Source organism: Streptomyces vinaceus (genome assembly GCF_008704935.1).
GTDB classification, from domain to species: domain Bacteria; phylum Actinomycetota; class Actinomycetes; order Streptomycetales; family Streptomycetaceae; genus Streptomyces; species Streptomyces vinaceus.
In genome coordinates, this window is sequence record NZ_CP023692.1 from 3,390,001 (window position 1) to 3,405,027 (window position 15,027).

A 15,027-nucleotide genomic window follows, 5' to 3' on the forward strand; every position below is an offset into this window, starting at 1 on the left:
TTTTCCCTTTCCGGCGATTCCGACTCTATCAGATCCTTTCGGGCCTGACTCCCAGTCAGCGGGTTTCGCTGCTCGGGCTGTTGGGCCCTTGCGGCGAGTGAGACAGTAGCGGATTCCTCGCCCCCGAACCTAATCGGCGACTGTGTTCATTGAACACGGATTCCTCATTCGCAAATACGCATGAAAACAAGACGACATAGTGCGTCGTTCGTTCGAATGTGTAGTGCGGGATGGCTGTCCGGGGACCGACCGGGGTCGGCGCTCACGTCGGACAACTCGAAGAACCTTACGGACGTAGGACATGCGTGTCAACCCCAGGACAGGGGCCACCCCGGAGCGCTAGCCTTGCCCCCATGACTACGCGTGCGCTCACGTCCAGCCTTCGCTGGTGGGCCGCCTGACGGCGGCCGACCCACACGCGAGCACGCACGCGCTCACGGCCGCCGCTTCCGGCGGCCGTTTCTGTTTCTCCCTCCCGGGAGTGGCTCGGTCGCCCGACGCGGCGGTTCCCCCACCGACACCAGCCACGAGCAGGGAGACAGGACATGACGAGGATCTTCAGCGGGATCAAGCCGACCGGGCACCTGACGCTGGGGAACTACCTGGGGGCCCTGCGGCAGTGGGTCGCGGCCGACCAGCGGCCGGACGAGGCGCTGTTCTGCGTCGTCGACCTCCACGCGCTGACCGTCGAGCACGATCCCGCGCGAGTGCGCCGGCTCAGCAGGCAGGTGGCGACGCTGTTCCTCGCGTCCGGGCTCGACCCGGAGAAGTGCACCCTGTTCCTGCAGAGCCACGTGGACGAGCACACCCGTCTGTCGTACGTCCTGGAATGCACCGCCACCGACGGTGAGATGCGCCGGATGATCCAGTACAAGGAGAAGTCCGCGCGGGCCCAGGCGTCCGGGGAGGGCGTGCGGCTGTCGCTCCTGACGTATCCCGTGCTGATGGCCGCCGACATCCTCGCGTACGGGACCGAGGAGGTCCCGGTGGGCGAGGACCAGCGGCAGCACGTGGAGCTGGCCCGGGATCTGGCGGTGCGGTTCAACCAGCGGTACGGGCACACGTTCACGGTGCCGAAGGTGACGCTGCCGAAGGTGGCCGCGCGGGTCATGGACCTTCAGGACCCCACGTCGAAGATGGGGAAGTCCGGCGGGGCGGGGCCCGGGGTGGTGTTCATGCTCGACGAGCCCGCGGTGATCCGTAAGAAGGTCATGCGGGCCGTGACCGACAGCGGGGACGGCGGGGTCGTCTACGACCGGGAGGCGCGGCCGGGGGTCGCGAACCTGCTGGACGTGCTGGGCGCCTGCACCGGCGGGGATCCGGCCGCGCTCGCGGAGCGGTACAGCGGGTACGGGGCGCTCAAGCGGGACGTGGCCGACGCCGTCGTGGAGCTGCTGCGCCCGGTGCAGGAGCGCCATGCCGAGCTGGCGGCCGACCCGGCGGCGGTGGAGAAGGTGCTGCGGGAGGGGGCCGGGCGGGCCCGGGAGCTGGCCCGGCCGGTCGTGGACCGGGCGTACCGGGCCATCGGGCTGCTGGAGCCCTGAGGAGACCCGGGGGCGTACGGGCCCTTCGCTCGCGCGGGGGCCCGTACCGCTCGTGCCGTGCCGTCCCGTTCCGTACGGGCTGCGTCAGCTGTTGCCTGAGGCGAGCTCGCGGCTGCGGTCGCGGGCCGCTTCGAGGGCCGCGATCAGGGCGGCCCGTACGCCGTGCCGTTCGAGCTCGACGATCGCGTTGATGGTGGTGCCGGCCGGGGAGGTGACGGCCTCGCGGAGCTTGACCGGGTGCTCACCGCTGTCGCGGAGCATCACGGCGGCGCCGATGGCGGCCTGCACGATGAGGTCGTGGGCCTGGGCGCGGGGCAGCCCGAGGAGGATGCCGGCGTCGGTCATCGCCTCGACGAGGAAGTAGAAGTAGGCGGGCCCGGAGCCGGAGAGGGCGGTGGCGGCGTCCTGCTGCGACTCGGGGACCCGCAGGGTCTTGCCGACACCGCCGAAGATCTCCTCGGTGTGGGCGAGGTGTGCGGCGGTGGCGTGGCTGCCGGCCGAGATGACGGACATGGCCTCGTCGACGAGGGCGGGGGTGTTCGTCATGACGCGGACGACGGGTGTGCCGGAGGCGAGCCGCTCCTCGAAGAAGGAGGTGGGGATGCCTGCGGCGCCGCTGATGACCAGGCGGTCGGCCGGGACGTGCGGGGCGAGCTCTTCGAGGAGCTTGCCCATGTCCTGCGGCTTGACGGTGAGGATCAGGGTGTCGGCGCGCTTGGCCGCCTCGGCGTTGGAGACGGCCTCGACGCCGTAGCGGGAGCGGAGCTCCTCGGCGCGTTCGGGGCGGCGGGCGGTGACGAGGAGTTTGGAGGCGGGCCAGCCGCCGCGGATCATTCCGCTGAGCAGAGCCTCGCCGATCTTGCCGGTACCGAGGACTGCGACTGTCTGGGTCATGCCCGATTCACCTCGCCGTACTTTCTTGCACGTGTGCTGGCTTCTGCCTCCTCATCCTTTCACTCGTGGGACGGACGGCGGCGGGCTGTCCGCAGTGCGGTCAGGGCGTACGGCGGCGGAGGGTGGCCGCGCCGAGGGCCAGGACGAGCAGCGCGCAGGCGGCGACGATCACGGCGTCGCGGACGAAGTCGGCGGTCATGTCGGTGTGGGTGAGGACCTGGGTCATGCCGTCGACGGCGTACGACATGGGCAGCACGTCCGAGATGCCTTCGAGGACGGGCTGCATGGTGTCGCGCGCCGCGAACAGGCCGCACAGCAGGAGCTGCGGGAAGATCACGGCCGGCATGAACTGGACGGCCTGGAACTCGGACGCGGCGAAGGCGGAGACGAACAGGCCGAGGGCGGTGCCGAGGAGCGCGTCGAGCAGGGCGACCAGCAGGAGCAGCCAGGGTGAGCCGACGACGTCGAGGCCGAGGAGCCAGAGGGCGAGGCCGGTCGCCAGGAGCGACTGGACGACGGCGACGGCTCCGAAGGCGAGGGCGTAGCCGGCGATGAGGTCGCCCTTGCCCAGCGGCATGGCGAGGAGGCGTTCGAGGGTGCCGGAGGTGCGCTCGCGCAGGGTGGCGATCGAGGTCACCAGGAACATGGTGATGAGCGGGAAGATCCCGAGCAGGGACGCGCCGATGCTGTCGAACGTGCGGGCGTTGCCGTCGAAGACGAAGCGCAGCAGCGTCAGCATCAGTACGGGGACGAGCAGCATCAGCGCGATGGAGCGCGGGTCGTGGCGCAGCTGGCGCAGGACGCGGGCCGCGGTGGCGGCGGTGCGGGCGGCGTTCATCGGGTGGCCTCGGCCTTCGCTTCGGTGTTGGCCTGGTCGACGAGGCGCAGGAAGCCCTCTTCGACGGTGGCGGAGTGCGTACGGCTGCGCAGGGCGTCGGGGGTGTCCTGGGCGAGGATGCGGCCCTCGCGCATGAGGAGCAGGTCGTGGCAGCGCTCGGCCTCGTCCATGACGTGGGAGGAGACGAGGATCGTGGCGCCGCGGGTGGCGGCGATGTCGTGGAAGAGGTTCCACAAGTCGCGGCGCAGGACGGGGTCGAGGCCGACGGTGGGCTCGTCGAGCACGAGGAGCTCGGGGGTGCCGAGGAGTGCGACGGCGAGGGAGACGCGGCTGCGCTGGCCGCCGGAGAGGTTGCCGGCGAGGGCGCCGGCCCGGCTGGTGAGGTCGACGTCGGCGATGGCGCGGGTGACGGCGTCGCGGCGGCGGTCGGCCGCGGCGCGGCCCGGTTCGAGGACGGCGGCGAAGTAGTCGAGGTTCTGGCGGACGGTGAGGTCGTCGTAGACCGAGGGGGCCTGGGTGACGTAGCCGATGCGGCTGCGGAGTTCGGGGTGGCCGGCGGGGCGGCCGAGGACGTCGAGGGTGCCGGTGACGTGGGCCTGGGTGCCGACGACGGAGCGCATGAGGGTGGATTTGCCGCAGCCGGAGGGGCCGAGGAGTCCGGTGATGCGGCCGCGGGGGACGTCGAAGGCGATGGAGTCGATGACGGTGCGGGGGTTGCGGCCGGTGCCGCGGCGGACGGTGAGCCCGTGGGCGTGGACGGCGGGCGCGGCGGGCACGGGGTGCGGGGTGGACTCCTCGGGCGGCGCCTGCGGGTTATTCATCATGTGATGAATAATGCTCCTGGCTGTGCCGGGGCGTCAACAGGAAGGCCCGGCTTCGGCTTCGGAGGGGGACGCGCGCTACTTCTTGCGCTTGGGGCGGCGCGCGGCCGGGTTGCCCGTACGGGCGCTGCGGCGGCGGGCGAACTCGGCGGTGGCGCGCTCGTACTCGGCGCGGCGGAGCTTCTCACCGGGGGCCTCGGCGAAGCAGCGCAGGAAGTACGCGATGAGGGAGCCGATGAAACCGATCGTCTTCAGGCCCTTGAGCGCGGCCTCGTCGGAGGACGGGGCGGGGCGGCGGCTGAAGGAGTCCCAGGTCTTGACGAAGGCGATGGCGCTGGCGATCGCGAAGAGGACGACGACGGAGATGCTGAGGAACGGGCCGACATTGCCGATCTCCAGGCCCTCGTAGGAGAGGCGGAGCAGCACGGCCGCGGCGACGGCGGTGACGATGGAGCCGGCGCCGACGGCGACGCGGCGCAGGGCGTAGCCGCCGTCGTGGTCCACCCAGGTGGTGCCGAAGAACCGGATCGGCTCGGGCTCGGGCCCGGCGGGGGCCGGCGCGGCGGGGGTCTGGTCTCGCTGGTCGTCGTCGCTCACAGCAGCGATTATCCCCCGCCGGGCCGCCCGGGCCCCGGCCGTCCCACATGGCAGACGGGCGGCCTCGGCGGCCTCGGCCGTGAGGGGCTCAGCCGCAGCGGGTGGCGACGTAGCCGTCGCTGCCCGTCTTCACGTACGCGTCGGAGACGAAGCGGCCGTTGCCGATGCAGTCCCAGATGTCCGACGTGCCGTACGGGCCCGAGACGGTCGTGCCGTCACACTGGCAGCGGATCCCGACGCTCGCGCCGTACGGCAGGACGTCGATGACCGAGTAGTTGGTGCCCGGGCCGCTGCGGACGTTCACGCGGTAGCCCGGAGCGACCGGGAACGTCGGGAATCCCGAGCCGTCGGCGAGGCTCTGGACTTGGCTGGAATCGTTCTCCACAGACATGTTGAAATCTCCCCCCATGGGTGTTGCGGTGCGCAACTCGCGCAGGGTAGCAGGACCCTTGGAGATTCGTACGGCCCATCGACTAGGCTCCGGCGGGGGTGGTTGAGCGGTGCATTCGCTGCGCGCGGGCTACGTGGGCTTTCCGGAGTACGCCGGGCAGTACCGGCTGGAATCGGTGCTCGGCTCCGGCGGAATGGGCGTCGTCCACCTGGCCACCTCCGGCTCGGGGCTGAAACTCGCCGTCAAGATCGTGCATGCCGAGCATGCGGTCGATCCGGAGTTCCGGGCCCGGTTCCGGCAGGAGGTCGCCGCCGCCCGGCGGGTGAGCGGGGCGTTCACCGCGCCCGTCGTGGACGCCGACCCGGATGCCGAACGGCCTTGGATGGCCACCTTGTTCATCGACGCCCCGACCCTGGCCGAGCGCGTACGGGAGCGGGTGCTGGACCCCGTCGAGCTGGCCAGGCTCGCCGCCGGGCTGGCCGAGGCCCTGCGGGACATCCACCGGGCGGGCGTGGTCCACCGGGACCTGAAGCCCAGCAACGTGCTGATGGCCCCGGACGGGGTGCGGGTCATCGACTTCGGCATCTCCCGGCCCGCCGACAGCGATCTGCGCACCGAGACGGGCAAGCTGATCGGGACGCCGCCGTACATGGCGCCGGAGCAGTTCCAGCGGCCGCGCGAGGTGGGGTCGGCGGCGGACGTGTTCGCGCTGGGTGCCGTACTCGTCCACGCGGCCACGGGGCACGGGCCGTTCGACTCCGACAGCCACTACCTGGTGGCGTACCAGGTCGTGCACGCCGAGCCGGATCTGAGCGGGCTGCCGGAGAAGCTCGTACCGCTGGTGGCGCGGTGCCTGGCGAAGGAGCCGGCGGACCGGCCCACCGCGGAGGAGCTGATCGGGCAGATGCGGGCCCTGGCGTACCCGACCGCCGAGGACACGCAGACGTTCGTCCCGCAGCCGCGGCCGCGCCCGGCGGACGGGCCCGGGGACGGGCCGGGGGGGGACCCCACGCACCGGCGGGAGCGGATCGCCGTCGAGCCCGGCGACGCCGCGGGCGAGGCCGGCGACGCCCGCCGGAGGCGGCGCAGGGCGCGGGTGACGGTGGCGGTGGCGGCCGGGGTGCTGCTGGCGGGCGGGTCGCTGGGCGGGTACCTGGGCTTCGGGGCGGACGGCTCCGGACTGCCGGGGCAGATCGCGGCGAAGGCGGACGCGGCCCCGGCGAAGCCGTTCGTACCGTGGGCGGCCACGCTGGGCGAGCCGGGGGCGGGCAACCGTACCGGCTCGTGCTCCTGGGGCGAGGCGGGGGCGCTGTACTGCGCGGGGCCGGGAGTGGCGGTGGCGCGGCTCGACCCGGAGAACGGGTCGGTGGTGTGGTCGGTGAAGGCGGCCGCCGCGGCGGCGCGGAGTTCGGCGGACGGTGCGCCGCTGCACGCGGGCGGCGTGGTGCTCGTGGCCGCGCCGGGCAGCGGGACGCCCCGGGCGCTGGATCCGGGTACGGGCGCCGAGCGCTGGCAGCGGAAGCTGCCGGAGGGCGCCCAGACGGTGGCGGCGGGCGGGCAGGTGCTGCTCGCGGCGCCGGACGGGAACGTGACCGCGCTCGACGCGGCGAGCGGGACCGTGCGGTGGTCGAAGCCGGTGGGCGGGGTGGGCTCGGTGTGGTGGGGCGCAGGCGCGGGCGCGTACGTCTCGACGCCGGACGGCGGGGGCGGGAACTCGCAGCTGGCGGAGGTGGATCCGGCGACCGGGGCGGTGCGCTGGCAGCTGCGGACGGCGGGGCGGCTGCGGCCGGTCGGGGCCGCGCGGGGTGCGGTGTACCTGCTGGACGGCGATGCGGAGGCCAAGACGGGGACGGTGGTGCGGGTGGACTCCGCGACGCGGTCCGTGTGGAAGGTGCGGCTGTCGGCTCCGCTGTACGACGCGCAGGCGGCGGTGGGCGCGGACGGCGTGGTGTACGCCGTGGGTGCCTCGGGCGGGCTGGTCGCGGTGGGCGCCGAGAGGGAGCAGTGGCGGCTGGAGACGGGTCTCGCCGTGGCCTCGCGGCCGGTGCCGGCGGACGGCCGGGTCCACGTGTCGGCGCCGGACGGGCGGCTGCTCGCGGTCGACGCCGGGAGCGGGCGCCTCGTGGGGCAGACGCGGCCGCGGATGGGCGGCGGCCGCGACGGCTTCGCGGCCGCCCTGCCGCCCCCGGTGGCCGCGGCCGGCCGCGTCTACGGAACGTCCCCGGACGGCGCGGTCTTCGCTGTGGCGGGGGACCCGGCGGCCTGGTAGCGCGGGGCCGGCCCCCGGGCGTCCGCCCCGCCGGCGGAACCGGGCGGGGCGGGCACCCGGGCCGCGTCCCCGCGGGGAAGCGGGGCCGCGGCCCGAGGTCGGCCCGAGGGCGGCCCGAGGTCAGACGCCCAGCTTGCTCACGTCGCGGACCGCGCCCTTGTCGGCGCTCGTCGCCATCGCCGCGTACGCGCGCAGCGCTGCCGAGACCTTGCGCTCGCGGTTCTTCGGGGCGTAGACGCCGCCGAGCGCCGCGTGGCGGGCGGCCAGCGTGGCCTCGTCCACCAGCAGTTCGATCGAGCGGTTCGGGATGTCGATCCGGATGCGGTCGCCGTCCTCGACGACGGCGATGTCGCCGCCCGAGGCCGCCTCCGGCGAGGCGTGGCCGATGGACAGGCCGGAGGTGCCGCCGGAGAAGCGGCCGTCCGTGACCAGCGCGCAGACCTTGCCGAGCCCGCGCCCCTTCAGGAACGAAGTCGGGTAGAGCATCTCCTGCATGCCGGGGCCGCCGCGCGGGCCCTCGTACCGGATGACGACGACGTCGCCCGCCTTGATCTCCTTGCGGAGGATCTTGTCGACCGCCTCGTCCTGCGATTCGCAGACGACCGCCGGGCCCTCGAAGGTCCAGATCGACTCGTCGACGCCCGCCGTCTTCACGACGCAGCCGTCCACCGCGATGTTGCCGCGCAGGACCGCCAGCCCGCCGTCCTTGGAGTACGCGTGCTGCACCGACCGGATGCAGCCGCCCTCCGCGTCCAGGTCGAGGGTGTCCCAGCGCTCGGACTGCGAGAAGGCGGTGGCGGAGCGCACGCAGCCGGGGGCCGCGTGCCACAGCTCCATGGCCGTCTCGGAGGCCGTGCCGCTGCGCGCGTCCCACTTCGCCAGCCAGTCCTCCAGGTTGTCCGAGTGGACCGTCGTGACGTCCTTGTTCAGGAGCCCGCCGCGGTGCAGCTCGCCGAGGATGGCGGGGATGCCGCCGGCCCGGTGGACGTCCTCCATGTAGTACGTGCCGCCGGGCGCCACGTTCGGCGCGACCTTGGCCAGGCACGGCACCCGCTTGGACACCTCGTCGATGTCGGTGAGGTCGTACTCCAGGCCCGCCTCCTGGGCGGCGGCGAGCAGGTGCAGGATCGTGTTGGTCGAGCCGCCCATGGCGATGTCGAGGGCCATGGCGTTCTCGAAGGCCTGGCGGGTCGCGATCGAGCGCGGCAGGACCGAGTGGTCGTCCTGCTCGTAGTACCGCTTGGTGATCTCGACGACCGTCCGGCCGGCGTCCTCGTACAGGGCGCGGCGGGCGGTGTGCGTGGCGAGGACCGAGCCGTTGCCGGGGAGCGCGAGCCCGATGGCCTCGGCGAGGCAGTTCATGGAGTTGGCGGTGAACATGCCGCTGCACGACCCACAGGTCGGACAGGCGTTCTCCTCGATGCGCAGGACGTCCTCGTCGGAGACGTTCTCGTTGGAGGCGTCGACCATGGCGTCGATCAGGTCCAGCTTGCGGACGGTGCCGTCGACGAGGACGGCCTGGCCGGCCTCCATCGGGCCGCCGGAGACGAACACGACGGGGATGTTGAGGCGCATGGCGGCCATCAGCATGCCGGGCGTGATCTTGTCGCAGTTGGAGATGCAGATCAGCGCGTCGGCGCAGTGCGCCTCGACCATGTACTCCACGCTGTCCGCGATCAGGTCGCGGGAGGGCAGGGAGTACAGCATGCCGCCGTGGCCCATGGCGATGCCGTCGTCGACGGCGATGGTGTTGAACTCGCGCGGGATCGCGCCGGCGGCGCGGATGGCGTCGGAGACGATCCGGCCGACGGGGGCCAGGTGGGTGTGGCCGGGGACGAACTCGGTGAAGGAGTTCGCGACCGCGATGATCGGCTTCCCGATGTCCGCGCTCGCTACGCCCGACGCACGCATAAGGGCGCGTGCGCCCGCCATGTTGCGGCCGTGGGTGACGGTGCGGGACCTCAGCTCGGGCATCGGGTTCACTCCCCATGAGTGCGGTGGCGTTCGCACGCCTGCCGCGACTGTGCATGACTGTGGATATGGCTCGGTTACGAGGCTACGCTCCCGGCCCGCGATGCGGACAACTTGTCCGCATGGCGGGACGAAGGGCTCATTCCTCGGTCATTGCTCGGTCATTCCTCGGTCATTCCTCGGTGAGATAACGCTGAAGGGTGGGCGCGACCAGGACGACGATGTCCTCCGGGTCCGCGGACGCGAGGGGCTCGACCTGGACCACGTACCGCAGGAGCGCGATGCCGATCATGTGGGAGGCGGCGAGCTCGGCGCGGAAGGTGGGGTCGGGGACGTCCAGGTCGGCCGCGACCCGCTCCAGGACCCGGCGCAGGACCAGCCGGCGCAGCACCGCCGCCGCGGCCTCGTGGGTGAGGGCGGAGCGGACGACGGCGAGCATGGGCGCACGGGTGACCGGGTTCTCCCAGATACCCAGGAAATAGCGGGCCAGCCGCTCCCCGATGCCCTCGGGGCCCTCCCCCACGATCGCGGGGACGACGAGGGCGGGCTCCATCGTGACCTCGATGGCGGCGGCGAAGAGGTCGTCCTTGCTGCCGAAGTAGTGGTGGACCAGGGCCGGGTCCACGCCGGCGACCTTCGCGATGCCGCGTACGGACGTCTTGTCGTACCCGCGCTCCGCGAACACCTCGCGGGCCGCGAGCCGGATGCGCTCCTGGGTGCCGGGACCCGCTTCGGCCTCGTCCTGGCGGGGCCGGCCGGGGCCGCGGCGCGGCTTGGCGGGTTCCGTCACGGGCGCGGGGTCCTGACCGGGGAGCCGGTGGGACGGGTCGCGAGGTGCAGGCGGGTGAAGGCCAGCGCCTCGGCGAGGTCGGCCTCCCGCTCCGCGGAGGACATCGCGCGGCGGGTGTTGACCTCGATGACGACGTGCCCGTCGAAGGAGACCCGGGCGAGCCGCTCCAGCAGCTCGGCGCACGGCTGCGTCCCCCGCCCCGGAACCAGGTGCTCGTCCTTCGCCGACCCGTTCCCGTCGGCGAGGTGTACGTGCGCGAGCCGGTCCCCCATGCGGTCGATCATGGCGGTGGCGTCGGTCCGCGCGGTCGCCGTGTGCGAGAGATCGACGGTGAAATGCCGGTAGTCGTCCTTGGTGACGTCCCACTCGGGGGCGTACGCGAGCATCTCGCGGTCCCGGTAGCGCCAGGGGTACATGTTCTCGACGGCGAACCGGACGTCGGTCTCGTCGGCCATCCGCCAGATCCCGGTGACGAAGTCCTTCGCGTACTGGCGCTGCCAGCGGAACGGCGGGTGCACGACGACGGTGGAGGCCCCCAGCCGCTCGGCGGCGGACTGCGCCCGCTGGAGCTTGGTCCAGGGGTCGGTGGACCACACGCGCTGCGTGATGAGCAGACACGGCGCGTGCACGGCGAGGATCGGCACCCCGTACTGGTCGGACAGCCGCCGCAGGGCGTCGACGTCCTGGCTGACCGGATCCGTCCAGACCATCACCTCGACGCCGTCGTAGCCGAGGCGCGCGGCGATCTCGAAAGCGGTCGCCGTCGACTCCGGGTAGACGGAGGCGGTGGAAAGGGCGACTTTCGCAGTCGGGATCCGAACGGGTTCTGCCACGGGGACAGGGTACGGGCCCCGGCCCCGAAGGACCGTGACGCCCACCACGCCGCCCCTCGCCCTTCGCTGACCGTATGAGTTCTGGCGGCCGTCAGTCTCGCCCCCGAGGGGCGGGTGGGCGGCCGCCGCCGGGCGGTGGAGGCCCTGCCCGGCCGCAGGCCCCGTACCGCGTCAGGTCGGCAGGTGGTCCAGGCGGCGGAGGATCACGCCTTCCCTCAGGGCCCAGGGGCAGATTTCGAGTTCGTCCACGCCGAAGAGGTCCATCGCGCCCTCCGCGACCAGTGCTCCCGCCAGGAGCTGCGAGGCGCGGCCCTCCGAGACGCCCGGCAGGGCGGAGCGCTGGGCCGTGGTCATCGCCGCCAGGCGCGGCACCCACTCCTCCAGCGACTTGCGGGTCAGGTCCCGCTGGACGTACAGGCCGTCCGCCGAGCGGGCCGCGCCCGCGATGCGGGCCAGCTGGCGGAACGTCTTCGACGTCGCCACCACGTGGTCCGGTGCTCCGAAGCGGCTGAACTCCCCGACCGTACGGGCGATCTGGGCCCGCGCGTGCCTGCGCAGGGCCCGTACGTCCGCCGCGTCCGGAGGATCGCCCGGCAGCCAGCCCTTGGTGAGGCGGCCGGCGCCCAGCGGCAGCGAGACCGCGGCGTCCGGGTCCTCGTCGATGCCGTACGCGATCTCCAGCGAGCCCCCGCCGATGTCGAGGACCAGCAGCTTGCCCGCGGACCAGCCGAACCAGCGCCGGGCGGCCAGGAACGTCAGCCGCGCCTCGTCCTCACCGCTCAGGATCGGCAGGTCGACGCCGGTCTCGGCCAGCACCCTGGCCAGGACCTCGTCCGCGTTCGTGGCCTCCCGCACGGCGCTGGTCGCGAAGGGGACGACGTCCTCGCAGCCCTTGTCCTCGGCGGCCTGCGCCGCCCCGCCGATCACCGAGACGAGGCGCTCTATGCCCTCCGGCGTGACCGCTCCGCGCTCGTCGAGCAGCTCCGCGAGCCGCAATTCCACCTTGTGCGAGTGCGCCGGCTGCGGGCGCGCGCCGGGGTGCGCGTCCACCACCAGCAGATGGATCGTGTTCGAACCCACATCGAGGACACCGAGTCTCATACGAGGAAACGCTACTGTGCGGCTGGAGTATGGGTGAGGTAAGGGGCCCTTAGGCTTGGGTTTGTGCCAAATACGAAGAAGGCCAACAAGTCCAACAAGCCCGATAAGGCGAAGAAGGCCAAGGCTTCCGCCCAGGCCTCCGTCGCCGCCCCACGCGACGACGAGAAGGGGCTCGACTTCCCCCGGGCCTGGGTGGAGTTCCCCGATCCCGCCGACGCCGAGCAGGTCTTCCGCTGCGACCTGACCTGGCTGACCTCCCGCTGGACGTGCATCTTCGGCAGCGGCTGCCAGGGCATCCAGGCCGGGCGGGCCTCCGACGGCTGCTGCACCCTCGGCGCGCACTTCTCGGACGAGGACGACGAGAAGCGGGTCGCCGAGCACGTGGCGCGGCTGACCCCCGAGCTGTGGCAGTTCCACGACGTCGGCAGCGAGACCGGCTGGACGCAGAACGACGACGACGGGGAGAAGCAGACCCGCCGCTGGGAGGGCGCCTGCATCTTCCTCAACCGGCCCGGTTTCCCCGCCGGGGCGGGCTGCTCGCTGCACATCCTGGCCCTCAGGGGCTGCCAGGAGCCGCTGGAGACCAAGCCCGACGTGTGCTGGCAGCTGCCGATCCGCCGGACGTACGAGTGGATCGACCGGCCCGACGACACCCGCGTGCTCCAGGTGTCGATCGGCGAGTACGACCGGCGCGGCTGGGGCCCGGGCGGGCACGACCTGCACTGGTGGTGCACGTCGGCGACGTCCGCGCACGGCGCCGGCGACCCGGTGTACGTGTCGTACCGCGCCGAGCTGACCGAGCTGATGGGCAAGGAGGGGTACGAGGCCCTCGTGAAGCTCTGCGAGGCGCGGCTGTCCTCGCTGCTGCCGATGGCTCCGCACCCCGCCGACCCGGCCGGCCCGGCCACCCCGTAGGCGAAGGGCCCACGAAGGGCCCACGGAGGGGTCGCGAAGGGGCTACGACGGCCCCGGCCCGCCAGGATCCGCCGGCGGGCCAACCGTTCCTCCTGGTTCTCCCGGTCCGGCTGACGCGCTCGCCGTCGGGGTCGGGGTCGGCGTGGGCGTCGGTGTGGGGGTCGGCTCCGGGGTGTCCGTCGGCTTCGGCGTGGGCGTCGGGCTCGGCGTCGGCGTGGGGTCCCCCGGCTCCGGCGGGGGCGTGGGCGCCGGGCGGCCGCGGCCGTGGATGGAGATCACGGCGCCGCCCGGCTCCACCCCGATCCGGGCGGACCAGGCGCCGACCGGCTGCGCCTCGGTGTCGATGGTGATCCACACGGTGACCGACTCCCCCGGCTCCAGCGTCCCCGCGCTCCGGCTCGCCCGCAGCCACGGAGCGTCCGACCACAGCTGCCAGTCCACCGGGGCCCCGCCGGAAGCGGTGAGCGTGAGCATGGTGGTGCCCCGGTGCGAGGAGGCGGCGACGGCGAGCCGCCCGGGGTTCCCCGGCCGGCCGTCGGGGGCGGCGGGCGCGCCGGTACTGATCACCTCGACGGACACGTCCGAGCCGTCCGGGTCGGCTGCGCCCCGGCCGAAGCCGGGCTCGCCCGTCGTGTGCGCGGTGTTGCCGGCGTTCTCGTACGCGCGCAGCGGGCGGCCGTCCTCCCGCAGGGCCGGGAGCTCGGACTCGCTCGCGGAGATCCGGGTGGATTCCGAACCGACGGGCTCACCGGTCTCCGGGGCGCCGCGGTACGCCGCCCACAGCGCGATCACCGGGGCCGCGACCACGGTGGCCACGACGGTCGTCGTCACGGCCCGGGCCCGCAGCCGGTCGCGGCGGGCCGCGCGGTCGCGGGGGTCCATCGGGAAGCCGGTGCGGTCGAAGCGCGGCCCGGGGCGGCGGCCGCGGCGGCCGCCGGAGCGGACCATGGCCGCGCGGACGGCGGTGCGCGGGGCGGGGACCAGCGGGAGGGCCGCGTCGATGCCGCCGGTGCCGGGCCAGGGGGCGGCGGCGTCGACGCGTTCGGCGACGCGGCGGCAGCGCGGGCAGTCGTCGACGTGGCGAACGAGCTCGGCGCGCAGGGTGGTGGACAGCAGCACCTGCCCGTCCCCGTCACCGGTGAGCCGGGACACGGAGGGGCAGCCGCCGGTCTCGACGACGGCGAGGGCGGCGCGGGTCCGCTCCACCTCGCAGGCGGCGCCGGCCAGCAGCTCCCGGGCGAGGGCGGGGGGCGTACCGAGGACGGCGGCGAGCTCGGGCACGCCGAGGCGGTGGCGGACGGCGAGTTCGAGGGCCTCGCGCTGCGCGGGGGTGGTCCCGGCGGCCTCGGGCCAGGCGAGGCGGGCCAGCTCGGTGCGCCGGTACGCGGTCACGTCCAGGGAGCCGGGGCCGGGGCCGGGGCCCGCTCCGGATCCGGTGGCGGTGGCGGAACGGTACTCCTGCGGCGCGCGTTCGGCATCCGTGCGCTCCGGCGCGCGCCGGGCGGAATGCGCTCCCTGCCGGCTCCGCCGGTGCTCGGCCAGCCTCCGCAGGCAGCCCCAGCGGGCGAGGGCGTACAGCCAGGCCCGCCGGTCGCCCTCGTCGGGACAGCGGCCGGGGTGGCGCTCGGCGACCGCGAGGACCTCGGCGAGCACGTCGGTGGCGGCGTCGTGGTCGCACAGGACCGACAGGCAATAGGTGAACAGGCCGTCCAGGTACGGCTCGTGCCGGAACGGGGGCGGCGGGGACGGCTGTTCCCCCCCGGAACCCCCGGGGGCCTCGGGAGGTTCAGGGGGGCCCGCGGGGGGCGTGCGCCCGTGCGCCCGGTGTGCGCCGGTGCGCGGGGCGGGGCTTTCCTGATTGCTGCTGTTCACCCTGGCGAAGGTAGGCGGCACGCCGCTGACGGCCGTGAAGCCTTCAGCTGTTTTAGCCCTTACGGGTGAACAGATCGAAGGTGTGCTGACTGCGGCCCTGACGCCGGGCACACGTACGCGGCTCCGGGCCACCGCTCCGGGACGGCTCCGGGACGCGGCCCGGTCCCGCTGTCACAGGCGCCGGATACGGT

The 15,027-nt window shown here is 73.6% G+C and carries 13 protein-coding genes; 3 read left to right on the plus strand and 10 right to left on the minus strand.

From position 1 onward, the window contains the following. Positions 1 to 545: 545 nt before the first annotated feature. Positions 546 to 1,544, plus strand: coding sequence for a tryptophan--tRNA ligase (gene trpS / locus CP980_RS15050; RefSeq protein ID WP_150528370.1), 999 nt, complete (start codon positions 546 to 548; stop codon positions 1,542 to 1,544). Between the two features lie 84 nt (positions 1,545 to 1,628). On the opposite strand, the gene proC is transcribed toward trpS, so the two are convergent. From proC to CP980_RS15075, 5 genes are all read right to left on the minus strand, one after another. Continuing rightward, the gene (gene proC / locus CP980_RS15055; protein WP_053688690.1) at positions 1,629 to 2,438 is read right to left on the minus strand and encodes a pyrroline-5-carboxylate reductase; all 810 of its coding nucleotides are present in this window, start codon (positions 2,436 to 2,438) and stop codon (positions 1,629 to 1,631) included. A gap of 100 nt (positions 2,439 to 2,538) precedes the next feature. Next, complete coding sequence (locus CP980_RS15060) at positions 2,539 to 3,276, minus strand: ABC transporter permease (protein WP_123513240.1); 738 nt, start codon at positions 3,274 to 3,276, stop codon at positions 2,539 to 2,541. Further along, the gene (locus tag CP980_RS15065; RefSeq protein ID WP_150528371.1) at positions 3,273 to 4,100 is read right to left on the minus strand and encodes an ABC transporter ATP-binding protein; all 828 of its coding nucleotides are present in this window, start codon (positions 4,098 to 4,100) and stop codon (positions 3,273 to 3,275) included. Before CP980_RS15065 ends, CP980_RS15060 begins: the two co-directional genes overlap by 4 nt. A 75-nt stretch (positions 4,101 to 4,175) precedes the next feature. Further along, positions 4,176 to 4,694, minus strand: a complete 519-nt coding sequence (locus CP980_RS15070; protein WP_132758547.1) for a hypothetical protein — start codon at positions 4,692 to 4,694, stop codon at positions 4,176 to 4,178. Positions 4,695 to 4,782: 88 nt separating this feature from the next. Next, on the minus strand, positions 4,783 to 5,085 hold the full coding sequence (locus CP980_RS15075; protein WP_132758545.1) for an SH3 domain-containing protein: 303 nt from the start codon (positions 5,083 to 5,085) through the stop codon (positions 4,783 to 4,785). Between the two features lie 109 nt (positions 5,086 to 5,194). On the opposite strand from CP980_RS15075, the gene CP980_RS15080 reads away from it, so the two are divergent. Beyond that, positions 5,195 to 7,354: a serine/threonine-protein kinase gene (locus CP980_RS15080; RefSeq protein ID WP_244328233.1), complete on the plus strand. Its 2,160-nt coding sequence runs from the start codon at positions 5,195 to 5,197 to the stop codon at positions 7,352 to 7,354. A gap of 120 nt (positions 7,355 to 7,474) precedes the next feature. On the opposite strand, the gene ilvD is transcribed toward CP980_RS15080, so the two are convergent. The 4 genes from ilvD to CP980_RS15100 form a co-directional block, all read right to left on the minus strand. After that, positions 7,475 to 9,328: a dihydroxy-acid dehydratase gene (ilvD, locus tag CP980_RS15085; protein ID WP_099890135.1), complete on the minus strand. Its 1,854-nt coding sequence runs from the start codon at positions 9,326 to 9,328 to the stop codon at positions 7,475 to 7,477. Between the two features lie 169 nt (positions 9,329 to 9,497). Beyond that, a complete protein-coding gene (locus tag CP980_RS15090) occupies positions 9,498 to 10,115 on the minus strand; it encodes a TetR/AcrR family transcriptional regulator (protein WP_132758543.1) in 618 nt (205 codons plus the stop codon). Further along, positions 10,112 to 10,948: a sugar phosphate isomerase/epimerase family protein gene (locus CP980_RS15095; protein ID WP_099890137.1), complete on the minus strand. Its 837-nt coding sequence runs from the start codon at positions 10,946 to 10,948 to the stop codon at positions 10,112 to 10,114. The genes CP980_RS15090 and CP980_RS15095 overlap by 4 nt, the downstream gene beginning before the upstream one ends. A gap of 171 nt (positions 10,949 to 11,119) precedes the next feature. Next, positions 11,120 to 12,049, minus strand: a complete 930-nt coding sequence (locus tag CP980_RS15100; RefSeq protein ID WP_132758526.1) for a Ppx/GppA family phosphatase — start codon at positions 12,047 to 12,049, stop codon at positions 11,120 to 11,122. 63 nt (positions 12,050 to 12,112) lie between these two features. On the opposite strand from CP980_RS15100, the gene CP980_RS15105 reads away from it, so the two are divergent. Continuing rightward, complete coding sequence (locus CP980_RS15105; protein WP_150528372.1) at positions 12,113 to 12,964, plus strand: DUF3109 family protein; 852 nt, start codon at positions 12,113 to 12,115, stop codon at positions 12,962 to 12,964. A gap of 42 nt (positions 12,965 to 13,006) precedes the next feature. Here CP980_RS15105 and CP980_RS15110 read toward each other — a convergent pair whose 3' ends face one another. Beyond that, entirely contained in the window at positions 13,007 to 14,836 is a 1,830-nt protein-coding gene (locus CP980_RS15110) for a BACON domain-containing protein (RefSeq protein WP_150528373.1), read from the minus strand. Positions 14,837 to 15,027 lie beyond the last annotated feature (191 nt).